Origin of the sequence: Moorella naiadis (nom. illeg.), from assembly GCF_051020825.1 — a bacterium.
Taxonomy (GTDB): Bacteria; Bacillota; DSM-521; order Neomoorellales; family Neomoorellaceae; genus Neomoorella; species Neomoorella naiadis.
Window position 1 is genome coordinate 22,805 of record NZ_JAXGFQ010000005.1, and the last position, 26,415, is coordinate 49,219.

Consider the following 26,415-nt stretch of genomic DNA (forward strand, 5'->3'; position numbering starts at 1 on the left):
AGCTTTATCCATCTTTACCGCTACTACTAAAAAGATGCATTTTACGTTTGAACTTCAGCCTTGATACCAGCTTTCATTGCCATCAGCAGGTCTATATAATTTATCGCCGGCTGCTGAGCCATACTTAGAACCCCGGCCTGAGGCTTAAATTTTAAGGGATAAAGCATTGCTCCGACTCCTTTTTTACCCGGGTGTTTAACGATTCCGCATTGATTTATAAGAGTTATAAGCCACGGCCAGGACGATTATCAGCCCTTTGATTACCTCCTGGTAAAAGAAAGGCACGTTTAACAGGGTTAAACCGTTACTGATAATGCCGATGATGGCCACACCGATAACCGTACCAAACATGGTGCCCTCGCCGCCCATGAGGCTAGTCCCACCCAGGACAGTCGCCCCGATGGCGTCGAAGAGGAAGGTATCACCGGCAGTCGGTTGTCCCGAGCCCAAACGGGAGGTCATAATAATACCGGCAAAGGCTGCCAGAACCCCGCTTATAACGTAGCCCAGCAACCGGATCCGGTCGACATTAATTCCCGACAACCGGGCTGCCTCCCGGTTGCCACCCACGGCATAGAAATAGGTACCCAGGCGGCAGCGTGAGAGGAGAAAATGCCCGGCGGCGAAGGCTATCAGGGCCAGGATGACCGGTATGGGCACAAAGCCGATATAACCCTGCCCCAACAATAAAAAAGTGTCCGGGATATTCTTATAAATGGGATAGCCGCCGGTGTAGGCGAAGATGAAACCGTGGGCTATCGACATAGTGGCCAAGGTGACGATAAAGTCGGTGATACCGACTTTAGTAATTACCAGGCCATTAAAGAACCCTACGGCAGCCCCGATTAAAAGGCCAACCAGCAGGGCTACCAGGACGCCATGACCGGCCGATAAAAACCCGGCGGTGATCATACCCGCCAGGCCGGCCACCGAGCCTACCGACAGGTCCATGCCGGCCAGGATAATAACAATAGTCATGCCCACGCTAATGATAAAGACCATGGAAACTTGGTTGGCAACGCTAATGAGGTTATTCAAGGTTAAAAAGCGATCGGAAAGGAGACTGAAGATCCCCACTAACACCATTAAACCGATTAAAACGCTGAGTTCATGCTGTAGGGAAAGATTACTAAACCCCTTTTTCTTTTTATTATTCTTAGCCTCTTCCTGAGCTGACGATGCTACTTCCGCCATCTCTCTTACCTCCCGTTGCATAGGACATAATCAATTCCTCGCTGGCCGCTTCCCGGGCTACTTCCCCTACCAGCTCCCCTTCCCGCATGATCAGGATGCGGTGGCAAAGCTGCAGGAGTTCAGGTAGTTCCGAGGAAATGACCATTACGGCGATGCCGTTTTCGGCCATCTGCCGGATCAAGTTGTGGATCTCGCTCTTGGCACCGACGTCGATGCCCCTGGTTGGTTCATCAAGAATCAGTACGGCAGGATTGACCGCCAGCCATTTGGCAATAACTACTTTTTGCTGGTTGCCACCACTTAAATTACGCACCTTTTGTTCGAAGCTAGGGGTCTTTAGATTTAACCTTGCAGTGTACTGCTGGCAGAACTTTAACTGTCTCAGACGTGATATAACTCCCAGGGGAGCTATTTCCCTTAGCAGGGCCAGAGTCATATTTTCCTTAACTGTCATCCCGAGAATCAGGCCTTGTTCTTTGCGGTCCTCCGGCACCAGGCCGATGCCCAGCTTTAAGGCGTCCTGGGAGGCATTAATTTTGACCCTCTGACCCTTAAAATAGATTGCCCCGCCATCAAGTTTGTCGACTCCAAATAGCACCCGGGCCATTTCGCTTCTACCGGCTCCCACCAGGCCGGCAAACCCCAGGATCTCGCCGGCAGCCAGGGAGAAACTGATGTTATTAAAGGCACCCTTGCGGCTTAAGTTTTTAACTTCCAGGACCTTAGCGCCAACCTTTATTTGCTGATAGTAGCTATCTTCTTTAATGGCCCGGCCCACCATCAGGCGTACCAGGCTCTCTTTGTCAATCTCAGCGGGGAGATAGGTGCCGATTTTCTCGCCGTCGCGTAAAACTGTTATCCGGTCGGCTATCTCAAAAATTTCTTCCATGCGGTGGGAAATATAGATGATTGCTTTTCCCTGGTCTTTAAGCTGGCGAATGAGGGTAAACAGGGCTTCCTTTTCGCGTTCGGAGAGGGATGAGGTTGGTTCATCCATTAAAATGATCTCGGCCTGCATGGAGAGGGCCTTGGCTATTTCGACCATTTGCTGCTGGGCGGCAGTGAGCTTGCCGACCCGGGCGTGGATATTTATATCCGCACCTATTTTGCCTATTAGCTCCCGGGCATTACGATAAAGCCGGGGAAAATCGACCAGACCTTTGGCGCCCGGTTCGCGGCCCAGGAAGATGTTCTGGGCTACATTAAGGTAGGGAATCAGGTTGCGCTCCTGATAAATAATGGCTATGCCTTGAGCTTGGGCTTCCCGGGGGTCCCAGGTAGAAACTGCTTCCCCTTTAACTTTTATTTCCCCTGCGTCCCTGGGGACAGCCCCGGCCAGGATTTTCATCAGGGTCGACTTGCCGGCCCCATTCTCTCCCACTAGGGCGTGCACCTCGCCGGCATAAAGAACAAAATCGACCTTGTTTAAAGCCTGAACCCCGGGGTAGCTTTTGGTTATTTGCCGCATTTCCAGGATCATTTGGGGCATTTCTTTCCCTCCCACCCCTGGTGGGTTGAGTTATTACCTGTACCGCCGGGTTAACCGGCGGTACAGGTAGTCGAAAATTTCATCTGAAAATCCTGCATCTATTATTTACACATTTTGATGGTACCGCCAAGACGGCATGAGGTCCAGTTAGGATTTTGGAATATTATCCTTGGTAATTAATTCTGTTGGAATTTTGGTCTCCTTTTCTACTTGTTCACCTTTAGCCCATTTAAGCAAGTTGTCCACGGTTTTTATAGCCATTTTGTCGGGGAATTGGGCAGCTGTAGCGCCAAAATTCCTACCCTGGCTCATAGCGTCATAAGCCTCTTTGGCTCCATCGATACCAACAACAAAAATATGATCCTGCCTTTTAGCATTCTCGATAGCTGTTAAAGCACCGAGAGCATTGGGGTCATTAATGGCAAATATAGCGTCAAGATCCTTATACTGATTCATCCAGGTTTCAGCAACCTTTAAAGCGTCTGTAACGGTCCCGCCCTTTTGCTCAGCTATAATTTTAATATCCGGGTAATTGGCAAGAGCTTCTTTTAAACCTTGTACCCTTTCCAGGCAGGAAGTTACCAAAGGATAGTCAATTACGGCGATTTTACCTTTACCATTCAAACGTTTGGCCAAATACTCACCAACAATGCGACCCGCCTGAACATTATCAGTCCCTACGAAACTAACAATATCACCACCGGCAGCATTACCATCTAAGGTAAATACCGGGATGCCAGCCTGGTTGGCCTTCTTAATTGCCGGGACAATAGCATTTGCATCTACCGGATCGAGAAAAATAGCGCCAACACCCTGGTTAACAAAGTCTTCTACTGCTGAAAGCTGTTTACCTGGATCAAACTGGGGATCGGCCTCTACCATACTAATACCGTTTTTCTCTAACTCCTGTCTGGCTACGTCCCTCATCTTGACAAAAAAAGGATTGTTCATAGTCATAACGGTAAAGCCGACTTTAGAAATTTTTTTGCCGCTCTTTTGGGCGGTTTGTTGTCCGTTATTGCCCTCCTGCTTCGTTTGGCCGGGCCCTCTAACCCCGCACCCTATAAAAGCCAGAGCTAGAACCAGTACTAGCAAACCCATAATAATCTTCTTCATGTTCATCGATTATACCTCCTCCTATAAAATGTTATTGCCATCATTAACCTTCAGCATCTTTATCCTATAAACTTTATCCTATAAATTTCACCTCCTGAAAAATGCTTTAAAATACTTTGCCGCTACTTCCAAACACCCGCATTTTTCCTTTTATTACCTTTTTCACCTGTTCCTTGGCATTAAAAATCAAATCCTCTGGTTCTGCATTGTCGGGGTCGCCGTTTATTGTTCCTAATAGACTCCTTGCATAAGCGCGACGTAAATCGGTAAAGTAATTGATTTTATCAATTCCAGCCTTTACTGCTCGTTCTACTTCCTTAGAACCCAGGGAGGTCCCTCCATGCAGCACGAGTAAACAAGAGACCCTGCGGCGAATCTCTGCCAGGCAATCAAGATCAATACTTGCGCTTCCAACTTCACCTCCTTGAAGATTCCCTACAGCGATAGCTAAGGCGTCCACACCTGTCTCCTCCACAAAACGCGCGGCAATATTTGGATTGGTTTTCTGCTCCCCAACCTTTTCTTGGCCTAAATACTGCTCACCTCCCGGTACATGTCCCAGTTCGGCTTCCACGGAAACACCACTAGCATGTGCTACTTCTGCAATTTTCTTGGTCAGAGCAATGTTTTCTTCCAAGGGAAGTACCGATCCATCAATCATTACTGAAGAAAAACCAATTTTGATAGCCTGTACAATCTGCTCCAGGTTCTGGCCATGGTCTAGATGTAGGCATACTGGTACCTTTATATCTTCAGCCAGGGCACGAATCATGGGAACCAAGCCTTTACCAAGTTTAAGATAAAAGGGCAGGTAAAGCATCATGATTACCGGTGACTGTTCTTCAGTTGCAGCTTCCAAGATAGCCTCCGTCATTTCCATATTAAAGGTTATGAAGGAACCTACCGCCCAACCCTGCTTACCCGGCTGGGTAACAATGTCATTCATGGTTACAAAGTCCATTTTGTTGAACCTCCCTAACTCTAATAGGAGCTTTTTTCCATAAACCGCAGGGTCGTTTCCATATCCTTTACCCCGGCCGTCGCCCCCAGCCCTGTCGTCGCCAGGGCGCCGACGGCGTTGGCGAACCGGGCTACCTGCTCCAGGGGCCAACCTTTAACCAGGCCAGCGATAAAGCCGGCCACAAAAGAATCCCCGGCACCGGTAGTATCAACTGGGTTGACTTTAAAATGTGGCGCCCATATCTTTTCTTCCTGGCTCTGGACGTAGGAACCCTGGCTCCCCAGTTTAATACCAACTACTTTAACTCCGCAATCCAGGAAGAATTGGGCTATCTCCGGGGGCTCTTCCTTCCCGCTTAACATCTGCGCCTCATTCAAGCTGGGCAGGAAAACGTCGGTATAGGGAAGATAAGGCTCCAGGGTGGTCATCCACTTGCCTTCATTATCCCAGGCCGTATCGACGACGGTTAAGCAGCCGCGTTGCTGTATTTTCTTCAATAGTTCTCCTGCCGGCGGACCGTCAAAGGAGGGCAGAAACAGGGCGTAGCCGACGTGGAAAACCTTGCAGCCCTTCAGCAGGCTGAAATCAACATCCTCGGCTTTTAAGCTGGTATTGGCCCCATGATAATAGATAAAGCTACGTTCCCCATCAGGATGGACCAAAACCATGCAACTGCAGGTCCCTTTATCAGGATCACGCTTGATACCAGCAGTATTCAAGCCTGCTTCATTGAGCTTGTTAATAACAAAGTCGCCCAGACCATCGGTGCCAACGCGGCCGATAATGGCCACGTCGATGCCCAGCTTTTTCAAGCCAACAGCAGTATTGGCCGCACCGCCACCCGTTGATAATTGCATCCGCTCCGCCAGAACCAGTTTGCCTTTCTCGGGTAACTCTTTGATCGGGTAGGCAATCAGGTCAGCTACCAGGATGCCAAAGGAAACTACTTCAGGCATTATTGCTCACCAGCCTCTATTAAAGTGCTAATTATACCTCCCGTACTCCCTTACCGCTGCCTGCATGGCCATAAAGTTCTCTGGCTTCACTTTGCTGTGGATAGAATTGCTGGAAGCCAGGATATAGCGGCCGCCGGGGGCTACCCGTTGAATCACCCTTTGAACCTCCTGCTTCAATTCGTCGACACTGTACTCCGTCAGCGGCTCGGCGCAGCTAATGCCGCCGATGACCGTCAGTTGCGGATGGCGGTTTTTCACGGCCAACATGTCCATGTCGGCGCCGGCGTCCAGGGGATGGAGGCCGTCCAGGCCGGTGGCCACCATGTCGTCAACAATGGCGTTGATATTGCCGCAGCAGTGTTTCAAACAGAAGGCGCCTTTGGCCTTGACGGCCTGGACTACTTCCTTTAACCCCGGCAGGAAAAACTCGCGGAAATGCTGCGGCGATACCAGGGTGCTGGTACTGCTGCCGTAGTCGTCGCCCAGGATGATAAAATCGGCGCCCAGGTCGATGGCCCGCTCGGCAATGGCAATGTTGTGTTCCACGGAGATGTGGACCAGTTTTTGCACCAGTTCCGGGTTCATAATCAGATCCATAAAGAGTTGTTCCATACCCCGCAGGTAAACGGGGTAGTTGAAGGAGTCATGGAGGTGCATGCCTACAAGTTTCTTGCCCTTAAAGCGCTGCAGGAGGACTTGCAGCTGGGTATAACGGCGCTCATCGTAAGGATCGGGAGGAGTGTAATTCTCGACATCGGCGGGTTCTTTAATAGGACCTTCCAGGGGGATGGAAACCACCTGCTCGCTGTAGCGGCGGACGACACCCCACTCGTTGACGACCGTCCGGCTGGCGGCGTCGATCACCTTTTCCTCGTAGAGCTTGGAAGGCGTTCCGGTGACGACTATATCCAGGCCGGCATACTCACAGAAGTCGGCGTAATCGTCACTGCCAATCAAGGCCTGCATCACCGCCGGGTCGATCATCAGTTCAAAGGTAGGAACCCGGTCGGGGATTTCCCCTTGCAGGGTGGCTACGGCGCGTTCGTAGGAATTCAAGTCTGTTTCCCCCTTTTTTGTCAGAACAGCAGTTACTCCAACTCACTTCGTGTAACTACTCAGCCCACTACTGATATTAGTTGTTGCTAGCGCTCTTATCCCGCGGCTTCCATAAAGACCGGTTAATGCACGGGCTAAATAATTACTGATCATGGATAGGTTCAATTTTTCATTTTCCCGGTTCAGCCAGAAAGGCTAACCCCTGTACTTATATTTTTGCCAGGTGCAGTTTCCAGGACCACTACTCTAACCTGGCAGGCCAGGTTTTCCAGGGTTAGTTCTCTCCGGCCGGCGCGGCTGGCCGCCAGCCAGGTACCGGCAGCTACGGCCCGGGGCAGATCTTCCCGTAAATCTATCCCCTCGCAGAGGGCCCGGGCGAGGACGGCGACCATGGCGTCGCCCGCGCCCACGGTGCTGCCTACATTTAACCGGGGCGGCTGAGCCCATAAAGCCCCCTGGCTGTCTACCCCAACGGCGCCCAGGGGCCCCAGGGAAATCACCGCAATTTCCGCCCCCAGGCGCCGGATTTTAGCCCCGGCCCTGGCGGCGTCGGCAGGGGTAATTAGCTTTTCGCCCAGCAGGGTTTCGGCTTCAAACTTGTTGGGTTTTACGAGCAGGGGTACGGCCCGCAGTCCCTGTTTCAGGGCTTCTCCCTCGGCATCCAGCACTGTGGCGATGCCCCGGTTCCGGGCCCGCTTAATAAATCCGGCGTAGACGTCCGCGGCTAGACCACCGGGCAGGCTCCCTGATAAAACCAGCAACCGGCAATTGCCCAACAAAGCATCCAGTTTATTCACCAGGTCCTGCAGATCCTCCGGCCTTACGATAAATCCTGGTTCGTTGATTTCCGTTTCGGTCTGGCTGACAGGATCGATAACCTTGAGGTTAACCCTGGTTTCCCCGGTTATTTCAACGAAATCTTGCGGTACTCCCTTTTGCTGCAGGGCTTTTTTAATTAAGTAACCGTTTTGACCGGCGATAAACCCGGTGGCTATAACCGGATAATTTAATTCATGTAAAAATTTAGCAACATTTATTCCTTTTCCCCCGGCTTCATAGCTTACCCTTCGGGAACGATTAGTTTTGGCCGGCTCAAAATTTTCGATAATGGTTGTCTTATCCAAAGCCGGGTTCAAAGTTACAGTGACGACAGGTGCAGACAAAAATGTCCCCCCTACGCGGGTTAGTCTCTCCCAGCGACGATTACTTCTACTCCTTGCTCCCTCAGGCGCGCCAGGTCCGCCGCCGGGGCACCGGCGTCGGTAATAAACCGGTGAATGGCAGTCCAGGGGCAAACAAATCCCAGAGAGATGCGGCCGAACTTGCTGTGGTCGGCCAGGAGAATGATCTCGTGACCGGCCTTAATCATCCTCTGTTTGGTCTGGGCCTCGTAAATATTAGGTGTGGATAGTCCCCGCTCTACGTCCAGGCTGTTGGTGGCTAGAAATACTTTATCGACGTATAAACCCTGCAGGCTATTATCGGCCACGGGACCGACGGCGGAAAGGGTGCGGTGGCGCAGGTGGCCGCCGGTAAGGATCAAGTCAATGTTTTCGTCAAAGGATAGTTCCCAGGCAATATTCAGGGCATTGGTCACGACGGTTAGCTTTTGTTTTTTGCTGGTTTTTAACAGGCGGGCCAGTTGCAAGGTAGTCGAACCGGCGTCCAGCAGGATGGTGTCACCCTCGCTAATTAAATCCAGGGCCGCCCGGGCGATGGTCCTTTTCTCCTCCAGGTACTCTTCTTCTTTTTCAATCAGTGCCGGTTCAAAGGAGGCTGTGGTGATGCTCACCGCACCGCCGTGGGTACGTTTTAATAAACCCGCTTCCTCTAGTTCCTGAAGGTAGCGGCGAATGGTCACTTCGGATACCTGGAAAAGCTCGCTCAACTCGGCCACTTTAACTGCCGGCGTCTCCGCCAGGATGGTCACTATTTTTTGTTTGCGTTCGCTAGGGAACATTCGCCGTTCCTCTCATATTTCGTTTTTATTCTTTTCGTTGCTTTTATCTTACGACTGCTTCTTGTTATTGTCAAGATCTTTTTAACACGAAAGTAACCGAAACTTAATAGACATACATATACAACAAAAAGCAGCCTGCCCGGCTGCCTACTTTGAAAAAGGGCTATTCAGGAGCTTTCACCAGACCCCTTTAGATTATCCCTCTAATCTTTAACCCGAAAGCCATATCAAAGCCATATCATAGAAGTTATTTTATCATCCCTAAGAAGTAGCGATGCACCCGTAAATCGTCGGTCAACTCTGGGTGGAAAGCCGTGGCCAGGAAATTACCCTGGTGGGCCATGACGATTTTGCCGTTAAAGGTGGCCAGGACTTCGGCCGGTGGCTCTACTGCTTCTAAATAAGGCGCCCGGATAAAGACGGCGTGGAAGGGTGCCGGCCCTAAAGCGGGGATTTCCAGGTCGGTTTCGAAGCTATCCACCTGGCGGCCGAAGGCGTTGCGCTGCACTCTGGCGTTCATTAATCCCAGGCGGGGCTGGTCGCTGCCGATGATATCCCGGGCCATAAGGACCATGCCGGCGCAGGTGCCGAAAATAGGTAGCCCCCCCCCGGCAAGATGGCGGACGGGATCCAGCAGGTTGAATTCAACCATTAACTTACCAATAGTGGTACTCTCCCCACCGGGGATGATCAGGCCGGCGATGCTTTCCAGTTGGTTGGCGTGACGAATCTCCACCCCCTGGACCCCCAGGGCCGCCAGGGATTTAATGTGCTCGCGGAAGGCGCCCTGCATGGCCAGTACGCCGATTTTCATTATTAACTCGCCTCTCTACCTCAATCCATCTTTAGCCGTCCTGAACCGGCGCCCCGGCAGGACAAAAACATCTATACGTGAAGCTACCAGCCACGTTCCTGCATGCGCTCTTCGGGTTTAATGGTGGCGATCTCCAGGCCGGGCATGGCTTCGCCCAGGTCCCGGGAAACCTCGGCCAGAACCTCCGGCTCGCGAAAGTGGGTGGTGGCGGCGACGATGGCCCGGGCGCGTTTCACCGGGTCGCTGGATTTAAAGATGCCGGAGCCGACAAAGATACCGTCGGAGCCTAGTTGCATCATCAAAGCCGCGTCGGCCGGGGTAGCGATACCGCCGGCGGCGAAGTTGACGACCGGTAGGCGGCCCAGCTCCTTAACCTGCTTTACCAGCTCATAGGGGGCCTGAATCTCCTTGGCAAAGGTCATGAGTTCCTCCTCGGGCAGGTTTTGCAGGCGGCGGATCTCGCCCATTACCCGACGCATATGGCGTACGGCCTCCACCACGTTGCCGGTGCCGGGTTCGCCCTTGGTACGGATCATGGCCGCCCCTTCGCCGATACGCCGCAGGGCTTCGCCCAGGTTGCGGGCGCCACAAACGAAGGGTACTTTGAACTCGTGTTTATTGATATGGAAGTCCTCGTCGGCCGGGGTCAGGACTTCGCTCTCGTCAATATAATCGACTCCCAGGGCCTCCAGGATCTGGGCCTCAACGAAATGGCCGATCCGGGCCTTGGCCATGACCGGAATAGAGACGGCATCCATAATCCGTTTAATAATCGTCGGGTCAGCCATGCGGGCGACGCCCCCGGCGGCCCGGATATCCGCCGGTACCCGTTCCAGGGCCATGACGGCGCAGGCGCCGGCCTCTTCCGCTATTTTAGCCTGCTCCGGGGTGGTAACATCCATAATGACGCCGCCCTTTAACATCTCGGCCAGGCCTTTTTTGACCGTCCAGGTTCCTACTTCTGCTGCTGCCATCGATAAATCCCCCCTGATAATATTACACTTAAACATTTTAGTCAGAATTACCCCGAAGGTCCCCTTCAAACTACTAGTTACTAAGGCGGGATATTGCCTGCCGGAAAACCACCCCACGGGCGGCCCCCAGCCCGCGGGTTACTTCTACCGCCCTATTCCCCGGGAATCGCCGGCGATAGGGCCTTATTACGTGCAGTTATTAAAATCTACCTCTCAATTCTACTACAGCAACAACCTCCGGGCAATAACTATTTAATTATACTCTATAAGTTGCCGTTAAATAAAGTGTTACTGTACACGAGCCATGGCCACTACCCGGTCACTGGGTTCCAGGCGCATCAGGGTTACGCCCTGGGTGCTACGGCCCTGGCGGGAGATATCCTCCACCCCCAGGCGAATGAGAATACCCTCGGCGGAGATCAGCATCAACTCGTCGTCGAGTTTGGCCATGGTTACCGCCGCTACCGGACCGGTGCGGCTGGTGACGTTCATGGTTATTATCCCTTTACCGCCCCGGCTCTGGGCGCGGTACTCCTCCAGGGCGGTACGCTTGCCAAAACCCTTCTCGGAGACGACGACCAGCTCGGCCTCCTCTTTAACTTTCACCAGGCCGACGACCTGATCCTCGCCTTCCAGGGTAATGCCTTTAACGCCCCGGGCTACCCGGCCCATAGGCCGCACGTCGTTTTCCCTGAAGCGGATGGCTTTACCCTGGCGCGTCACCAGCATGACCTCATTTTTCCCTTCCGTCCGCAGGACACCAACGAGTTCATCGCCCTCCTCCAGGTTAATGGCAATCAGGCCGTCCCGCCGGGAGGTATTATACTCACCCAAGCGCGTCTTTTTAATTATGCCCTGCCTGGTCGCCATAAACAGGTAAGCGTCTTCTTCTAAGTCGCGAATGGGAATAACGGCCGTGATGGTTTCACTTTTATTCAGGTAGATCAGGTTGACCAGGGGCGTACCCCGGGCCTGGCGGCCAGCCTCGGGTATCTCATGACCCCGCAGGCGAAAAACCCGGCCCTGGTTGGTAAAGAAGAGCAGGTAGTGATAGGTGGTGGTGACGAAAATATCCCTGACCACGTCTTCTTCCCGGGTGCCCATGGCCTGGATGCCGCGGCCGCCCCGCTTCTGGCTGCGGTAGGTATCTACCGGCTGACGCTTGATATAGCCCCGGTGGGTCAGGGTGACCACGATATCCTCCTGGGCAATGAGATCCTCCAGCTCCAGGTTTTCCTCTTCCAGAACAATCTGGGTCCGGCGCTGGTCGGCGAATTTACCTTTTATCTCCAGGAGTTCTTCCCTGACGATACCATAGACTTTGGCTTCGCTGGCCAGAACCTCTTGATAATAAGCAATGCGCTTTTGCAGTTCCTGCCATTCTTCCTCCAATTTCTCCCTCTCCAGGGCTGTCAAGCGACCCAGGCGCATATCGACAATGGCCTTGGCCTGCTTGTCGCTTAACTGAAAACGCTCCATCAAGCCCCGGCAGGCCTCGGGCTCGTTGGGCGACTGGCGGATAATACGAATCACTTCATCCAGGAACTGGATGGCTATCCGCAGGCCGGCGACAATATGGGCTCGGGCCTCGGCCTGGGCCAGGAGGTAACGGGTCCGACGGGTGATAACCTCTTTCTGGTGATCCAGGTAGAGGGTCAGCATCTCGCGCAGGTTGAGGACTCGCGGCCGGCCGTCCACCAGGGCCAGCATGATTACCCCGAAGTTCTCCTGCATCTGGGTGTGCTTATAAAGCTGGTTTAAGATCACCCGGGGCTGAACGTCCCGGCGCAGTTCGATAACAATGCGCATGCCGGTCCGGTCGGATTCATCCCGCAGCTCAGTAATGCCGTCGATCTTCTTTTCCCGGACCAGCTCGCCGATGGTCTGGACCAGGCGGGCCTTATTCACCTGGTAGGGTATCTCGGTGACGACAATCTGGCTCTTGCCGTTGTTCAGGGTTTCCACCTGGGCCCGGGCCCTGACCTTGATGCTGCCACGGCCGGTGCGATAGGCATTCCGGATCCCCTCACGGCCGATAATCAACCCTGCCGTGGGAAAATCTGGTCCCTTGATAATCCTGGTAATATCCTTGAGATCGGCATCGGGATTATCAATGAGCAGGACCAGGGCATCAATGACCTCCCCCAGGTTATGGGGGGGAATATTGGTGGCCATACCCACGGCGATACCGGCCGAACCATTCACCAGGAGTTGGGGAATACGCGCCGGTAGAACCACCGGCTCCTTCAGGCTGCCGTCGTAGTTATCGATAAAATCGACGGTCTCTTTATCAATATCGGCCAACATAGTCAGGGCCAGCTTGGACAAGCGAGCCTCGGTATAACGCATGGCCGCCGGGGAATCGCCGTCCACGGAGCCGAAGTTGCCGTGGCCGTCTACCAGAGGGTAGCGGCAGGCAAAATCCTGGGCCAGCCGGACCATGGTTTCGTAAACAGCGGCATCACCATGGGGATGATAGCGCGCCAGGACGGTACCCACGACCACCGCCGATTTTTTATAGGCCTTATCCGGGGTCAAGCCTTCTTCATACATGGCGTAGAGGATGCGGCGGTGGACCGGTTTTAAACCATCACGCACATCAGGTAAAGCGCGGCCGACAATGACGCTCATGGCGTAATCGATGTAGGACCGCTTCATTTCTTCTTCTAAAACTACGGGCATTATTTTCCCGCCGGTTTCCAGGGCCAAGTAATTGCCACCTTCCTTCACCCTTGCTTCTCTACCTATTCTATACCTGTTCTATACCTGGCAAACTATGTTGCTGTTTCTTACTGCCATACTTCTTGCCGGCATACACTAGGGTTCGGCCTGCCCGTTGGCTGCAGGTCCTATGAATTGCCGTTACCCGGTACTCCCACCTGCAGCGAACTAAAGGAAAACGGGGGCCTTACCCCCGAAAGAAACTACCCCACCGCAGCTAAACCGTGGCTAGATGTCCAGGTTGCGAACTTCGTGGGCGTGCTGCTGGATAAACTCCCGGCGTGGTTCTACCCGATCACCCATGAGAATATTAAAAATGGCGTCGGCCTCCATGGCGTCTTCCAGGTTCACCTGCAGGAGGGTGCGGGAATCGGGGTTCATGGTCGTATCCCAGAGCTGCTCGGCGTTCATTTCCCCTAGGCCTTTATAGCGCTGGATCTCCCAGCGTTCACCGCTGTGTTCCTTGAGAAACCTGTCCAAGTCGGCGTCGTTATAGAGATAGCGTTCGTTCTTGCCCCGGGAAACCTTATACAGGGGCGGCTGGGCGATATAGATGTAGCCTTCGCTGATCAGGGGCCTCATGTAACGGTAAAAAAAGGTCAGCAACAGGGTGCGAATATGGGAACCATCTACATCGGCATCGGCCATAAGAATGGTTTTGTGATAACGGGCTTTGTTGATATTGAAATCGTCACCTATTCCTGTACCCAGGGCGGTGATGATCGTTCGGATCTCCTCATTGTTGAGAATTTTATCCAGCCGGGCCTTCTCTACGTTTAAAATCTTACCCCGCAGGGGCAGAATGGCCTGGAAACGGCGATCCCGTCCCTGTTTGGCCGAGCCGCCGGCGGAATCGCCCTCCACCAGGAAGAGTTCGGTTAAGGCCGGGTCCTTATGGGTGCAGTCGGCTAGTTTGCCGGGCAGGGAGGTTATTTCTAGGGCGTTTTTGCGGCGGGTCAGCTCCCGGGCCTTGCGCGCCGCTTCCCGGGCGCGAAAAGCGTTCAGGGCTTTTTCAACAATCCGCCGGCCGACGGAGGGGTTCTCTTCTAAGTAGGCAGTCAAACAGTCAGCTACCAGGCCGTCGACGATGCCCCGGACTTCGGTATTGCCGAGTTTGGTTTTAGTTTGGCCTTCAAACTGGGGCTCCAGAACCTTGACGCTGATCACGGCCGTCAAGCCTTCCCGGATATCCTCGCCGGAGAGGTTGGCTTCGGCGTCCTTTAAGAGATTGAAGCGGCGGGCATAGTCATTGATTACCCTGGTCAGGGCCGTCTTAAAACCAATCTCGTGGCTGCCACCCTCCATGGTATGGATATTGTTGGCATATGATAGTATTAGTTCGTTATAGCCGTCGTTATACTGCAGGGCTATCTCAACCTGGACGTCGTCTTTTTCCCCGCTGAAGTACAGGGGTTTATTAAAGAGGACCGTTTTATTTTTATTTAAATGGCGGACGAAATCCAGCAGGCCACCCGTGTGGTAGTAAGTGGTCTCGCTATCATTTCTTTCGTCGCGCAAAACTATCTTCACGCCCCGGTTCAGGAAGGACAATTCTTGCAACCGCCGGCCGATAATCTCATCCTGGAACACCAGGTCCTCGAAAATTTCCCCGTCCGGGTAAAAGGTGACACTGGTTCCCGTACCCCTGGCTTTGCTGGTAACCTTTAAGTCGGAGATCTTTTGCCCCCGCTGGTATTCTTGTTGGTATATTTTTCCATCACGCTTAACCTTGATCTCCAGCCGTTTCGACAGGGCATTGACAACCGAAAGGCCGACGCCATGGAGGCCACCGGCCACTTTATAACCATTACCGCCGAATTTTCCGCCGGCGTGGAGCATGGTCAGGGCTACTTCTACTGCCGGCAGGCCGGTCTTTTCGTGAATATCAACCGGAATGCCGCGGCCGTTATCGGCTACCGTCAGGCTGCCGTCCTGGTGGATGGTGACCTCGATGCGGTCGCAAAAACCGGCCAGGGCCTCGTCAATGCTGTTGTCCACAAGCTCGAAAACTAATTGATGCAACCCTCGGACCCCGGTATTGCCGATGTACATACCGGGCCGGCGGCGGACGGCTTCTAAGCCCTCTAAGACCTGGATCTGACTGGCGTCATACTCTGTGTGAACCTGTTCCATTTCTTCCTCCAGTACCTAATCTTTACCTTAACAAATATAGCATATAATCAATACTTGATTCAAGCCGGGAGGTAGGGAGTTAATGCTGCCCGCCAGGGCATGGGTGCTCTTTAGTCAGCAAGGTCAAAAGTTGTCGCTCGTTTCATCAGGGTTCCTGAGGAGATGGTGGAGTAATAGACTTCTTTATCAGTGACGACGCAGGATTTGATTTCGCCGGTCCCGGAATCCCTTCGGGCTTTAGCGTTTAACCCTTCTAGAAACTCCCTGGTAGCTGCCGCCCGTCCGGCTGTATTCAGATCAATAATGGCAATTATCTCTTTATAAGGAACTACGGTGTCGTTGCCGATATGCAGGTACATACTTAACGCCTCCTCCGAAATGATATGTGTGAGGTTGAAGGTGAGAGGTGGGAGGCTTGTCAAAACTGGCTGCGCCAGTTTCGGATTAAAGCTTGCCCGCCTCTCATTTCTTTCCTTCGTTGGTGGTGATCCGCCACCATGGTCGGCTACTCCGAAAATAGGGTTTGCGAGGTAATCCAGCCCCTTTCTTAGTCCTCACTTGAGATATAGTTATTTCCCATCTGGGCAGGAAATCAGGCGGGGTTCCTCTCCCCTGGATAATGCCCAGATCCGGGCCTGTTTTATAAGTTGTTCTGGTAATAAACTAATCGCCGTGGTTGTTAAGAAGGCCTGATCGGCTACTGCCAGGAGTTCCAATAAGGCTTGCTGGTGCTGCTCATCGAGCTCGGAAAAGACGTCATCCAGGAGCAGGACAGGTGTAACCCCCAGCATCTCCCAATAATAACGGGCTTCCGCCAGTTTCAAGGCCAGGACCATTGTTCTTTGTTGGCCCTGGGAGGCAAAATAGCGGGCTTCGTGGCCGTTAAAGGTGACGCTAAAATCGTCCCGGTGGGGACCCCAGAGAGTCATCCCAGCCTGGATTTCCCGCTCGCGCCCAGATTGCAACCTTTCTTCCCATTCCTGGCGATCACCCACCCCCGGCCGGTAGGCCAGGGTCAGTTCGGTACCACCGGCCATCTTCTGAAATAAATCTGCAGCCAGGGGTTCCAGGGCCTGTAAAAAACGCTCCCTTTTAGCCATAATTCCCTGGCCGGCCTGCAGTAGTTGGATATCCCAGGGTTCCAGCTCGTCCGCCTTCCCTCTTCCCACCTTCAGGGCCCGCAGTAAAAGGTTACGTTGCAATAGGATACGCCGGTATTCCTGCAAACTGCGACAATAGAGACGATCACCCATGCTGAGTTCCCGGTCCAAAAACTGGCGGCGTTGGTACGGGCCGCCCTTAATCAAGTTCAGGTCGTCAGGGCCAAAGTAGATCCCGGGAAAAACGCCCAGGAGTTCCACCAAGCGGCTGCGGATACCGTTAATTGTTAACCCTTTATTGTGCTGCTGGTAGTTAATAAAAAGCTCTACTTCATCGTCGTAGCTTAAACACAAACCCTTAATTTGAAAGGAGGTTGCTCCCCAGGCTAATAATTGCTGGTCCAGCTGTTGCCGGAAGGATCGGGCTACAGCCAGGTAACCAATGGCTTCTAATAGGTTGGTTTTACCGGCGGCATTGGGACCATAGATAATATTTAACCCGGGAAGGCAATCCCAGGTAAGGTAATTATAACTACGAAAGTTAACCAGCTGGAGTTGCAGCAACCTTAAAGCGGGCACCCTTTACCTCCACCTCATCACCGGGAACGAGCTTATGAGTGCGCCTGGTTTCTACCTGTCCGTTCACCAGGACCAAACCGGCGATTATTAATTCCTTCGCCTGGCCTCCAGTAGCCGCCAGACCCTGCCACTTTAAAAACTGATCCAACCTGATAGTTGGCGTGTTAAGCATCACTTTTTGCATGGCAATCACCTCTGGATACTTTCACCCGATCCTAACAGGCAAGATCAAGCAAAAGTAATTATCCTGGCCGGCCGGTCTGACGACGACGGGTTTTAAGGGTGCCAGGAGTTCCAGGACAACTGTTTCCGTATCTATTACCTGCAGGGTATCTAGTAAGTAACGGCCATTCAAGGCTAGTTCCAGGGCTTCGCCCTCGATAGCGGCCGTTAACTCCTCTTCCAGATGGCCGATTTCCGCTGCCTCACTGGTTATTTTTAAAGATTTTTCCCCTACCCGCAGGATAATAATATGAGCCCGGGCCTTATTCTCATCCCTGGCCAGTAAGGTGGCCCGTTCGACTGTATCCAGTAATTCCCTGGTATTGATATTAACAGTTGTTGTATGTTCTTTTGGGATAACCTGTTGATAATGAGGGAATTTGCCACTAAGTAAACGGGTATAGAGGGTCAGACCTTCAAACTGAGCATAGATCTGGCTTGCGCCCAGGGTTATGCTTACGGCACCCTCATCTCCGGGCAGCAACCGCGCTAGTTCATTCAAAGCGCGGTTAGGCACCAGGGCGCTGGCACCTTTATCTGAGGTAAAACTTTGAGGTTGACCGCCATAAAAAGCCAGGCGGTGGGTATCAGTTGCTACCAGGTTTAACCTGTTTCCTTCAAGATCCAGCTCCCATAAAACACCATTAAAGACATTGCGCAGGTCGTCGTTACCGGCGGCGATAGTGACTTTACGAATAGCGTCTTTGATAACATTTAACGGCATTTGCAAGGAAAAATCGCCCTCTAGCGGTGGTAAAGCCGGAAATTGGCCCGGATCAAAACTATTGAGTTGAACCCGAGATTGCTGGTAAGCAATCTCTACGGCAGTGGCGTCCAGGCTACGCAGGGAAAGGGAAGTGGGTGGCAGCCGCCGGACCATTTCCGTAAAAATACGCCCTGGCAGTAATAAATCTCCTTCCTCGATAATCTCAACAGGAAATTTATAGATAATCCCCATATCTAAATCGGTACCCGTCAAGGTCAGGTTATTATCGTGGGCCTGCAGTAAGATCCCAGTAATAGCTGGCAGAGTAGTGGTTGTAGCTACAGCGCGGTAAACCTTTTGCACAGCATTAACAAGCTGGGGTTGAGGACAAAGGAACCGCATGGCCTTTTCGCCTCCATCATCATATAAAAATTATTATAGTAACAGTAGTAATAGGGGCTGTTGATATGTTAGTAAAATCGCGCGGAGAAGTAACTGGAATAGAAACGACTGTGGGTTACTGGTTTCTAATCTGTTGCATTAACTGGGTGATTACCTGGGGCAGGGAAGGATCAGAATTTAGTTCCTCACGTATTTTTTCACAGGCATGCAGAACCGTGGTATGATCCCGGCCGCCAAACTCCTTACCGATATCGGGCAGGGAATTCTCCGTCAGTTCCCGGCAGAGATACATGGCAATTTGGCGCGGAAAGGCTACCGAACGCGTCCTTTTTTTGGCCTTTAAGTCTTCGATCTTTAAATTAAAGTAATTGGCAACGACCTCCTGGATTAAACGCGGGGTTATAGGTTTGGGCCGGGCCAGATCCAGGACGTCTTTTAAAATACCCTCCGCTAGTTCCGGGGTTATTTCTTTTTTAGTGAAGTTAGCGTAAGCAGCTACCCGGATCAGGGCTCCTTCAAGCTCACGAATATTGGAATCAATTTTTTGGGCAATAAAAAACATGACCTCGTCAGGCAAGTTAGTACCCTCGTCAGTTGCTTTTTTACGCAGGATAGCCATTCGGGTTTCTAGATCCGGTGGTTGAATATCGGTGATTAAACCCCATTCAAAACGCGAGCGCAGGCGATCTTCTAGGGTGGGTATTTCCTTTGGGGGGCGGTCGCTGGAGATAATTATTTGTTTATTGGCTTCATATAAATGGTTAAAGGTATGAAAGAATTCTTCCTGGGTGCTCTCCTTCTTGGCCAGGAATTGGATATCATCGATTAAAAGGACGTCGATATTGCGGTATTTGGTACGAAACTGCTCCGTGGCTTTATCTTTAATAGAATTAATCAGATCGTTGGTAAATTTTTCCGAAGAGATATACATCACTTTTAGTTCTGGTAAATGCTGGCGGACCCGGTGGCCGATGGCCTGCATTAAATGAGTCTTCCCTAGACCAACGCCACCATAGATAAATAACGGATTATAAGAGCTGGCCGGCGATTCCGCTACTGCCAGGCAGGCGGCATGGGCAAAACGATTGCTGTTGCCGACGACGAAGGTCTCAAAGGTATATTTCGGATTGAGACGAGGCAGGCTGGCATCTTCACCCTGGATATCTTCGCGCTGGTCAGCATCCCCTGGAGGGAAGCAGGTAACCTGGATTTTAATATTTTTGCGCCCCAGGACCTGCTGCAGGGCTTCCTGCACCAGAGGGTAATAACGGCTCTGGAGATAATCCCGGGCGAATTCATTGGGTGCTGCCAGCACCAGGGTGTTACCCTGCATGGTAATCGGCCTGGCACCATAAAACCATGTATCCAGGGCCGAAGGGCTAATCTCTTTTTCTATAATTGATAGGGCCTGCTGCCAGGCCAGGTCAAGCTGTACAGGAGCCAAAAAGGCAACCTCCTTGAAAAGTGTTCAAAAAGCAGGTTGTTAATAAATAGGATCCTGGGGAAAAGGGTGCTCGGCCCAGTTAAAATTGGTATTTTTATCATAACAGGTTTGGGGATAACTATCAACAGGCAAAGAAATTCCTTTTCCTTGACAGATGAAAAAAAACTCGGCTATAATTGAAATGATAGGCTGGAAGCTTAGATACAGTTATAGGTAGGAGGGAAAAGGTTGAAAAGGACTTATCAACCCAAAAGGCGGCGCCACCAGCGGGTACACGGATTTTTAAAAAGAATGCGGACCCATGCTGGCCGCGTGGTTATAAAGAAGCGTCGCCAGAAAGGCAGGAAGCGCCTGTCTGCTTAAGGCAGGCCTTTCCCCCTGCAGGAGGAGAGGTATTGTTAACGAAGGAAGGTCGTATCACCACCAGCAGGGATTTCCGCCGGGTCTATCGTTCCGGCAATAAAAAAAGCGGCAGGTTCCTTAAACTCTATTACCTGGTAAATAAGTATGGTAACACCCGTTTCGGTTATTCGATTTCGAAAAAGGTAGGCAAGGCGGTAATCCGTAATCGCTTGAAACGACGTTTGCGCGCCATTTGCCAGCAACATCTAGCCTCTTTCCAGCCGGGTATAGATGTTGTGCTGGTAGCCAGGGAAAGGGCTGTTGCCGCTTCTTACAGTGAACTGGAAAAAGAAGTATTAAATTTAGGCCGTGGGGGGAAAATTTTAGTAAACGGAGAGAGTAAGACCCTTGCTTAAAAAACTGGTTATTTTATTGATCCAATTGATCCATTTCTATCAAAGATGTATCTCACCGTTATTGGGAAACCACTGTCGTTTTTATCCCAGTTGCTCCCAGTATACCATTGAAGCCCTGGAAAAGTATGGATTGTTACAGGGAGGTCTACTGGCCCTTAAAAGAATAACCCACTGCCATCCATGGCATAGTGGCGGCTATGACCCGGTCCCTTAAAAAAATTGCGGAGGTGAAAACCCGTCTTAACCATAATAAGATAGAGAGATGGTTAAAGGCTGGTTGCTTTTGAGTATATTAGTTGATTTCCTTTCACAATCGATACAATTTTTATATAATATCACCAGGACCATTGGTATACCCAACTATGGCCTGGCCATTATTTTATTCACTGTTGTCGTGAAGGTCATTCTCTATCCCTTAACCTACAGGCAGTTGCGCTCCATGCGCCGCATGCAGGAACTACAACCTAAGGTCCAGGAGTTACAGAAAAAATATAAAGGTAACCCTCAGAAGTCCCAGCAAGCGATGATGGAACTCTACCAAAAGGAAGGGGTTAACCCCTTGGGCGGTTGTTTGCCCTTGCTGATTCAGATGCCCATTCTCTTTGCTTTATTTAGTGCCTTGAGGAACTTTTTTAATCCGGTCCTGAACCCGGCGGTAGACATGGCCCATGCCAACTTTTTGTGGGTAACTAATCTGGGGCAACCTGATCCCTATATCTTGCCGATACTGGTGGCCATTGGGACCTTTTTCCAACAAAAGGTGAGCATGGTTGCAAGCAGTAGTCAGGATCAGACCCAGAAAACGATGCTTTATGTAATGCCCTTGGTAATTGGCTGGATGAGCCGTAATTTTTCGGCTGGCCTTTCCCTGTACTGGGTAACCTTTAGCTTGATGGGCATATTAGAGCAATGGTTGATTCGCCGCCAGCCGCATCTGGTGAAGGAGGAAGTCAGCGCTAAATGAAAGAGATTGAAGTAAGCGGTAGGACAGTTGAAGAGGCTATTACGAATGCGCTGAAATCCCTGCAGGCAAAACGGGAGGAAGTTGAGGTCACTATTTTAGAAGAAGGCAGCAAGGGTTTTTTAGGACTCCTGGGTTCACGCCAGGCCCGGGTAAAGGTAGTCTTGCCTGACAGCCCGGAAAAGGTAATTAACGATTTTTTAAGTAAGGTTTTGGCGGATATGCATATCCAGGCGAGGATGGAACTACGGCCCCGGGAGGGTTATTACTTTGTCAGTTTCCATGGTCAGGATCTGGGTATTCTGATTGGCCGCCGGGGAGAGACCCTGGATGCACTGCAGTATTTGACTAACCTGGCTGTTAACCGGATCCTGGAGCATAAAATCAAGATTATCCTGGACGTGGAGGGTTACCGTAAGCGGCGGGAACAGACCTTAATTAATTTAGCCCGGCGCCTGTCTAATAGGGTTAAAGAAACGGGTAACCGGATTGTCCTGGAACCCATGAACCCCCAGGAGAGGCGGGTCATCCATACAGCCCTGCAAAACGACAGCCAGATTTTAACCTTTAGTGAAGGACAGGAACCCAATCGCAAAGTAGTCATTGCCTTGCGTCATTAATTTATTTGCGCTAAAATAGAATTGTCGATCGGCCCAGTGATACCCCCTGTATTACTGGGTCTTGTTATGTGAGAAAGGTGTGCCCGGAAGGATATGCTTGAGGATACCATCGCCGCCCTGGCGACCCCACCGGGGGAAGGCGGTATCGGCATCATACGTTTGAGCGGTAGCCAGGCTGTAGCTATAGCCGGTAAGATTTTTAATCCCCGGCAAGGGCCGGGACTGGCGGCTTCCCGGAGCCATTTCCTGCGCCTGGGATTAATCCAGGACCCTGACACCGGGGAAACCATTGACGAGGTTTTAATAAGCGTCATGTATGGCCCCCACAGCTATACGGCCGAAGACGTGGTAGAAATAAACTGCCACGGTGGCGCCCTGGCAACGGCCAGGGTCCTACAACTCGTTTTGCGACAGGGGGCCAGGCTGGCGGAACCGGGGGAGTTCACCAGGCGGGCCTTTCTCAACGGGCGGTTGGACCTGGCCCAGGCGGAAGCGGTTCTGGAGGTGATCCGCGCCCGCAGCAGCCAGGGCCTGCAGGCGGCTATGGCTCACCTGCAGGGCCAACTTTCCGGCAAGATTAAGGAATTAAGCACAGGCTTAACCGGCATCCTGGCGGCCTTTGAAGCCAGCATGGATTTTCCAGAGGAAGTAGGCCCGGTTGACCAGGAAAAGCTCCAGGAATTGCGCCAGATCCTGGCCGGCGTAGAGAAACTCCTGGCTTCCTGGGAAGAAGGACGCCTGCTAAGTGAGGGCTTGCGGATAGCAATTGTCGGCCGGCCTAATGTGGGTAAATCCAGCCTCCTGAATGCCCTGTTAAACCAGGAACGGGCCATTGTCAGTAACATTCCCGGTACCACCAGGGATACCATTGAGGAAACCCTGCAGCTGGGCGGTTTTACCTGTCGCTTAATAGATACAGCCGGCTTGCGGGAAACAGCTGACACCCTGGAGAGTATTGGGGTGGCCAGGAGCAAGCAGGCTATCGAGGCTGCCGACCTGGTTTTAATGGTAATTGATCTCCAGGACGGCATCCAGGCGGAAGACCGGCGCATCCTGGCGACTGTAAAGAATAAACAGGTCATAATTACCGGCAACAAAAGGGATCTTGCCGGCGATAATTGTGAAGGATTGGCCGCCTTTGCCGGCGATAATCCCTACGTAGCCATATCCGCCCTTACAGGTGTCGGCCTGAATGAACTGGCGCAGCGTATCAGGGAATTAGTTCTGGGCGGTAGGGTTTCCAGACAGGCAGATGAACCTTTAATCATGAAGGTACGCCACCGGGATGCCCTAGAAAGATGCCGGGAGCACCTCCAGAGCGCTAGCGCAGCCTGGGAGAAGGGGTTGCCCGAGGACTTAATCGCTGTCGACCTCTGGGCGGCCGTAAATTACCTCGGTGAAATTACCGGCTCTACGGCCCGGGAGGATCTCCTGGACCGGATCTTCAGCGACTTTTGTATCGGTAAGTAGTGGGCCTATTTTCGGAGGAGCCACCCATAGTGGCTGTCGCCCTCGCAACGAAACTATGAAAATGCTGGCTAATGAGCTGGCGGGTACAGCCCTCAGGTAGCAAACTAACAATTGCCTAATTTAGTTAACCTATTTTCAAAGGAATAAGGAAAGGTAGGTGAAAAGGAGTGTATAAAGCAGGTAATTACGATGTAATTGTGATCGGTGCCGGTCATGCCGGCTGTGAAGCCGGCCTGGCGGCAGCTAAACTGGGCTGCCGGACCCTCATGTTAACTATCAGCCTAGAGAGTATAGCCATGATGCCCTGCAACCCGTCCATTGGCGGCCCCGCCAAGGGGCATCTGGTAAAGGAGATTGATGCCCTGGGCGGTATAATGGGTATCAATATTGACCGCAGCCGCATTCAGATCCGGCGTTTGAACAACGGCAAGGGACCGGCGGTCAGGGCCCTACGGGCCCAGGCCGATAAAAAATTTTACCAGCAAGTCATGACCCTGACCCTGGAACACCAGGAGAATCTCGATCTTAAACAGACCGAGGTCACGCGGATTTTAACCGCCGGCGGCAGGGTACAGGGTGTTCTGACCCGAACCGGGGCCTTTTTTGCCGCCCGGGCAGTTGTCCTGACAACGGGAACTTACCTGCGCGGCCGCATTATTATTGGTGAGTTAGCTTATACCGGGGGTCCCAACGGGCAGGTACCGGCCATTGAACTGGCTGAAAGCCTGCAAGAGCTAGGTCTGCGTATGGGACGTTTTAAGACAGGAACACCACCCCGGGTCAGCGGTCGTTCCATCAACTGGGATAAGCTGGCTGAGCAACCAGGCGACCCCGGACCTTTAAACTTCTCCTTCTGGGTAGAAGAAAAGGACCGACCCAACGTTTCTTGTTGGTTAACCCATACCAACAAGGAAACTCATAAAATTATTACTGACAACCTCCACCGGGCGCCCCTTTTCAGCGGTTTAATTGAAGGTAAGGGGCCGCGGTACTGTCCTTCTATCGAAGACAAAGTAGTTCGTTTCGCCGACCGGCCCGGGCACCAGATTTTTTTAGAGCCGGAGGGACTAGGTACCGACGAGTGGTATGTCCAGGGCCTGTCGACCAGCCTGCCGGAAGATGTACAACTGGCAGTTCTGCATAGTGTACCAGGACTGGAACAAGCGGAAATGATGCGGCCCGGTTATGCCATCGAATATGACTATATTGATCCGACGCAATTAAAATCTTCCCTGGAAGTAAAGGCTATCAGTGGCCTTTTTACTGCCGGCCAGCTTAATGGCACCTCCGGTTATGAAGAGGCAGCAGCCCAGGGATTAATGGCCGGAATTAATGCCGCCCGACTGGTGCAGGCCCAGGAACCCCTGGTTTTAAGACGGGACCAAGCTTATATTGGTGTCTTAATCGATGACCTGGTAACCAGGGGGGTAACAGAACCTTACCGGTTATTGACATCCCGCGCGGAACATCGCTTGCTGTTGCGCGAGGATAATGCTGACCTGCGCCTGGGAGGTATCGGTTATGAAATAGGCCTGCTGGATGCCGTCCAGTTCCAAAAGCTGGAACGAAAAGAGAAGGCCATTAAGGAAAGCATAGCGACTTTGAGAAAAAGCCATGTCGCTAGTGATAACCGAGAAGTACAATTTCTTTTAACCCAATGTGAGGAAGTACCTTTAAAGGGAACCGCCAGTCTCTATGATCTTTTGAAGCGGCCCGGAATAAGATATCAGGATTTGGAAAGCACCGGTTTGGTGCCGGCATTGCCTTTGGATGTAGCCGGCGAAGTAGAAATGATGATTAAGTACGAAGGTTATATTGCTAAAGAAAGGATCCAGGCCGAAAGATTGGCAAAGCTGGAGAACAGGAGTTTACCCGCGGATTTAAACTACCGGGACATCCGAGGGCTTTCCCGGGAAAGCGTTGATCACCTGGAAAGGGTCAGACCGCGATCCCTGGGCCAAGCCCTGCGTATCCCCGGGGTCACGCCGGCCGACATCAACGTCCTCCTTTTTTACCTGGAGCAAAAAAGGCGGGAGGGAAGGCAAGCCTATGCACGATAGAGACGGTTTACTAGCGGATTTTGCCCTGGCTACAGGAATTAACCTGCAAAGGGAGCAGGTGGCCCGCCTGGAGGATTATATCCGGCTGCTGCAGGGATATAACCAAAAGGTTAAACTGACAGCCATAACGGCAGAGGAGGAAATCTGGCGTAAACATGTCCTGGATTCCCTTCTTATTTTTTTAGCCCTGGAAATACCAGCAGGTGCCAGGGTAGTTGATGTCGGTACCGGAGCAGGGATACCCGGCCTGCTGCTGAAGATTTACCGCCCGGATCTGCAGGTATTTTTAGTTGAGTCCCAGCATAAAAAGATAACCTTCCTGGAGGAGGTAATCGCTAAATTGGGCCTCCGAGGTATTACGTATCGCTGGAGCCGGGCTGAAGAGCTGGGCCGGCAGGCGGGTTACCGGGAGAGTTTCGATCTGGCTGTAGCCCGGGCCCTGGCTGGCATGAATACCCTGGTGGAATACTGCCTCCCCTTGATAAGGCTCGGCGGTTCTATGGTTGCTTATAAAGGACCGGGGGGCGCCGCAGAATTAAAAAACGCGACCAGAGCCATTAGTATTTTAGGGGGGAGGATTGAGAAGATCTGGCGCGGTCGCCTGCCCGGGGGAGGGGAAGAAAGGATGCTCATTACGATCATCAAGGAAAACCCTACCCCGGCGCTCTATCCCCGGCGCCCGGGCATGCCTGCTAAGCGTCCCCTGACTTAGAGATATT

Annotated in this window: 26 protein-coding genes; 8 read left to right on the top strand and 18 right to left on the bottom strand. The window is 52.1% G+C overall.

Annotated features, from left to right (window positions below; all coding sequences use genetic code 11):
- Positions 1-41: 41 nt before the first annotated feature.
- The 18 genes from SDD30_RS04420 to dnaA form a co-directional block, all read right to left on the bottom strand.
- Positions 42-167, bottom strand: coding sequence for a hypothetical protein (locus tag SDD30_RS04420; RefSeq protein ID WP_434073733.1), 126 nt, complete (start codon positions 165-167; stop codon positions 42-44).
- Positions 168-195: 28 nt separating this feature from the next.
- Positions 196-1,194, bottom strand: coding sequence for an ABC transporter permease (locus SDD30_RS04425; protein ID WP_434073734.1), 999 nt, complete (start codon positions 1,192-1,194; stop codon positions 196-198).
- Positions 1,157-2,683, bottom strand: coding sequence for a sugar ABC transporter ATP-binding protein (locus SDD30_RS04430; protein WP_434073735.1), 1,527 nt, complete (start codon positions 2,681-2,683; stop codon positions 1,157-1,159). The genes SDD30_RS04425 and SDD30_RS04430 overlap by 38 nt, the downstream gene beginning before the upstream one ends.
- Before the next feature lie 147 nt (positions 2,684-2,830).
- Positions 2,831-3,805: a substrate-binding domain-containing protein gene (locus SDD30_RS04435; protein WP_434073736.1), complete on the bottom strand. Its 975-nt coding sequence runs from the start codon at positions 3,803-3,805 to the stop codon at positions 2,831-2,833.
- Between the two features lie 100 nt (positions 3,806-3,905).
- The gene (locus SDD30_RS04440) at positions 3,906-4,760 is read right to left on the bottom strand and encodes a class II fructose-bisphosphate aldolase (RefSeq protein ID WP_434073737.1); all 855 of its coding nucleotides are present in this window, start codon (positions 4,758-4,760) and stop codon (positions 3,906-3,908) included.
- Positions 4,761-4,780: 20 nt separating this feature from the next.
- On the bottom strand, positions 4,781-5,716 hold the full coding sequence (locus SDD30_RS04445) for a carbohydrate kinase family protein (protein ID WP_434073738.1): 936 nt from the start codon (positions 5,714-5,716) through the stop codon (positions 4,781-4,783).
- Positions 5,717-5,743: 27 nt separating this feature from the next.
- Positions 5,744-6,772, bottom strand: a complete 1,029-nt coding sequence (locus SDD30_RS04450; protein ID WP_434073739.1) for a uroporphyrinogen decarboxylase family protein — start codon at positions 6,770-6,772, stop codon at positions 5,744-5,746.
- A 182-nt stretch (positions 6,773-6,954) separates the two neighbouring features.
- Positions 6,955-7,935, bottom strand: coding sequence for a 1-phosphofructokinase (gene pfkB, locus SDD30_RS04455; protein ID WP_434073740.1), 981 nt, complete (start codon positions 7,933-7,935; stop codon positions 6,955-6,957).
- A gap of 20 nt (positions 7,936-7,955) precedes the next feature.
- Positions 7,956-8,732, bottom strand: a complete 777-nt coding sequence (locus SDD30_RS04460) for a DeoR/GlpR family DNA-binding transcription regulator (protein WP_434073741.1) — start codon at positions 8,730-8,732, stop codon at positions 7,956-7,958.
- Positions 8,733-8,979: 247 nt separating this feature from the next.
- Positions 8,980-9,546: a pyridoxal 5'-phosphate synthase glutaminase subunit PdxT gene (pdxT, locus tag SDD30_RS04465; RefSeq protein ID WP_434073742.1), complete on the bottom strand. Its 567-nt coding sequence runs from the start codon at positions 9,544-9,546 to the stop codon at positions 8,980-8,982.
- Between the two features lie 83 nt (positions 9,547-9,629).
- Entirely contained in the window at positions 9,630-10,520 is an 891-nt protein-coding gene (gene pdxS / locus SDD30_RS04470; RefSeq protein WP_434073743.1) for a pyridoxal 5'-phosphate synthase lyase subunit PdxS, read from the bottom strand.
- A 288-nt stretch (positions 10,521-10,808) separates the two neighbouring features.
- Positions 10,809-13,202, bottom strand: a complete 2,394-nt coding sequence (gene gyrA / locus SDD30_RS04475) for a DNA gyrase subunit A (RefSeq protein WP_434073865.1) — start codon at positions 13,200-13,202, stop codon at positions 10,809-10,811.
- Between the two features lie 267 nt (positions 13,203-13,469).
- Entirely contained in the window at positions 13,470-15,374 is a 1,905-nt protein-coding gene (gene gyrB / locus SDD30_RS04480) for a DNA topoisomerase (ATP-hydrolyzing) subunit B (RefSeq protein ID WP_434073744.1), read from the bottom strand.
- A gap of 110 nt (positions 15,375-15,484) precedes the next feature.
- Positions 15,485-15,733 carry an extracellular matrix regulator RemB gene (remB, locus tag SDD30_RS04485; protein WP_434073745.1) on the bottom strand — a complete coding sequence of 83 codons (249 nt, stop codon included), beginning with the start codon at positions 15,731-15,733 and terminating at the stop codon, positions 15,485-15,487.
- Between the two features lie 210 nt (positions 15,734-15,943).
- Positions 15,944-17,053 (bottom strand): DNA replication/repair protein RecF, encoded by a 1,110-nt coding sequence (gene recF / locus SDD30_RS04490; RefSeq protein WP_434073746.1) that lies wholly within the window; start codon positions 17,051-17,053, stop codon positions 15,944-15,946.
- Entirely contained in the window at positions 17,016-17,237 is a 222-nt protein-coding gene (locus SDD30_RS04495; protein WP_434073747.1) for an RNA-binding S4 domain-containing protein, read from the bottom strand. Before SDD30_RS04495 ends, recF begins: the two co-directional genes overlap by 38 nt.
- 21 nt (positions 17,238-17,258) lie before the next feature.
- Complete coding sequence (dnaN, locus tag SDD30_RS04500) at positions 17,259-18,383, bottom strand: DNA polymerase III subunit beta (protein ID WP_434073748.1); 1,125 nt, start codon at positions 18,381-18,383, stop codon at positions 17,259-17,261.
- A 115-nt stretch (positions 18,384-18,498) separates the two neighbouring features.
- Positions 18,499-19,827 carry a chromosomal replication initiator protein DnaA gene (gene dnaA, locus SDD30_RS04505; protein ID WP_434073749.1) on the bottom strand — a complete coding sequence of 443 codons (1,329 nt, stop codon included), beginning with the start codon at positions 19,825-19,827 and terminating at the stop codon, positions 18,499-18,501.
- Between the two features lie 228 nt (positions 19,828-20,055).
- Here dnaA and rpmH point away from each other — a divergent pair, with 228 nt between their 5' ends.
- The 8 genes from rpmH (at position 20,056) to rsmG (ending at position 26,408) form a co-directional block, all read left to right on the top strand.
- Positions 20,056-20,190, top strand: a complete 135-nt coding sequence (rpmH, locus tag SDD30_RS04510; RefSeq protein WP_161955021.1) for a 50S ribosomal protein L34 — start codon at positions 20,056-20,058, stop codon at positions 20,188-20,190.
- 32 nt (positions 20,191-20,222) lie between these two features.
- A complete protein-coding gene (gene rnpA, locus SDD30_RS04515) occupies positions 20,223-20,585 on the top strand; it encodes a ribonuclease P protein component (protein WP_434073750.1) in 363 nt (120 codons plus the stop codon).
- Between the two features lie 4 nt (positions 20,586-20,589).
- Positions 20,590-20,799 carry a membrane protein insertion efficiency factor YidD gene (gene yidD / locus SDD30_RS04520; RefSeq protein WP_434073866.1) on the top strand — a complete coding sequence of 70 codons (210 nt, stop codon included), beginning with the start codon at positions 20,590-20,592 and terminating at the stop codon, positions 20,797-20,799.
- Positions 20,800-20,868: 69 nt separating this feature from the next.
- Positions 20,869-21,549 carry a YidC/Oxa1 family membrane protein insertase gene (locus tag SDD30_RS04525; RefSeq protein WP_434073751.1) on the top strand — a complete coding sequence of 227 codons (681 nt, stop codon included), beginning with the start codon at positions 20,869-20,871 and terminating at the stop codon, positions 21,547-21,549.
- Positions 21,546-22,166 (top strand): RNA-binding cell elongation regulator Jag/EloR, encoded by a 621-nt coding sequence (gene jag, locus SDD30_RS04530; protein ID WP_434073752.1) that lies wholly within the window; start codon positions 21,546-21,548, stop codon positions 22,164-22,166. The genes SDD30_RS04525 and jag overlap by 4 nt, the downstream gene beginning before the upstream one ends.
- A gap of 93 nt (positions 22,167-22,259) precedes the next feature.
- Complete coding sequence (gene mnmE, locus SDD30_RS04535) at positions 22,260-23,636, top strand: tRNA uridine-5-carboxymethylaminomethyl(34) synthesis GTPase MnmE (protein ID WP_434073753.1); 1,377 nt, start codon at positions 22,260-22,262, stop codon at positions 23,634-23,636.
- A gap of 167 nt (positions 23,637-23,803) precedes the next feature.
- The gene (gene mnmG, locus SDD30_RS04540; RefSeq protein ID WP_434073754.1) at positions 23,804-25,696 is read left to right on the top strand and encodes a tRNA uridine-5-carboxymethylaminomethyl(34) synthesis enzyme MnmG; all 1,893 of its coding nucleotides are present in this window, start codon (positions 23,804-23,806) and stop codon (positions 25,694-25,696) included.
- Entirely contained in the window at positions 25,686-26,408 is a 723-nt protein-coding gene (gene rsmG / locus SDD30_RS04545; RefSeq protein WP_434073755.1) for a 16S rRNA (guanine(527)-N(7))-methyltransferase RsmG, read from the top strand. Before mnmG ends, rsmG begins: the two co-directional genes overlap by 11 nt.
- Positions 26,409-26,415: the final 7 nt, after the last annotated feature.

Excerpts from the sequence above, each read along its gene's own strand:
- SDD30_RS04420 (WP_434073733.1), bottom strand. The coding sequence starts at position 167 with ATGCTTTATCCCTTAAAATTTAAGCCTCAGGCCGGGGTTCTAAGTATG.
- SDD30_RS04425 (WP_434073734.1), bottom strand. The coding sequence starts at position 1,194 with ATGGCGGAAGTAGCATCGTCAGCTCAGGAAGAGGCTAAGAATAATAAA.
- SDD30_RS04430 (WP_434073735.1), bottom strand. The coding sequence starts at position 2,683 with ATGCCCCAAATGATCCTGGAAATGCGGCAAATAACCAAAAGCTACCCC.
- SDD30_RS04435 (WP_434073736.1), bottom strand. The coding sequence starts at position 3,805 with ATGAACATGAAGAAGATTATTATGGGTTTGCTAGTACTGGTTCTAGCT.
- SDD30_RS04440 (WP_434073737.1), bottom strand. The coding sequence starts at position 4,760 with ATGGACTTTGTAACCATGAATGACATTGTTACCCAGCCGGGTAAGCAG.
- SDD30_RS04445 (WP_434073738.1), bottom strand. The coding sequence starts at position 5,716 with ATGCCTGAAGTAGTTTCCTTTGGCATCCTGGTAGCTGACCTGATTGCC.
- SDD30_RS04460 (WP_434073741.1), bottom strand. The coding sequence starts at position 8,732 with ATGTTCCCTAGCGAACGCAAACAAAAAATAGTGACCATCCTGGCGGAG.
- pdxT (WP_434073742.1), bottom strand. The coding sequence starts at position 9,546 with ATGAAAATCGGCGTACTGGCCATGCAGGGCGCCTTCCGCGAGCACATT.
- pdxS (WP_434073743.1), bottom strand. The coding sequence starts at position 10,520 with ATGGCAGCAGCAGAAGTAGGAACCTGGACGGTCAAAAAAGGCCTGGCC.
- gyrA (WP_434073865.1), bottom strand. The coding sequence starts at position 13,202 with ATGCCCGTAGTTTTAGAAGAAGAAATGAAGCGGTCCTACATCGATTAC.
- gyrB (WP_434073744.1), bottom strand. The coding sequence starts at position 15,374 with ATGGAACAGGTTCACACAGAGTATGACGCCAGTCAGATCCAGGTCTTA.
- remB (WP_434073745.1), bottom strand. The coding sequence starts at position 15,733 with ATGTACCTGCATATCGGCAACGACACCGTAGTTCCTTATAAAGAGATA.
- SDD30_RS04495 (WP_434073747.1), bottom strand. The coding sequence starts at position 17,237 with ATGCAAAAAGTGATGCTTAACACGCCAACTATCAGGTTGGATCAGTTT.
- dnaN (WP_434073748.1), bottom strand. The coding sequence starts at position 18,383 with ATGCGGTTCCTTTGTCCTCAACCCCAGCTTGTTAATGCTGTGCAAAAG.
- jag (WP_434073752.1), top strand. The coding sequence starts at position 21,546 with ATGAAAGAGATTGAAGTAAGCGGTAGGACAGTTGAAGAGGCTATTACG.
- mnmE (WP_434073753.1), top strand. The coding sequence starts at position 22,260 with ATGCTTGAGGATACCATCGCCGCCCTGGCGACCCCACCGGGGGAAGGC.
- rsmG (WP_434073755.1), top strand. The coding sequence starts at position 25,686 with ATGCACGATAGAGACGGTTTACTAGCGGATTTTGCCCTGGCTACAGGA.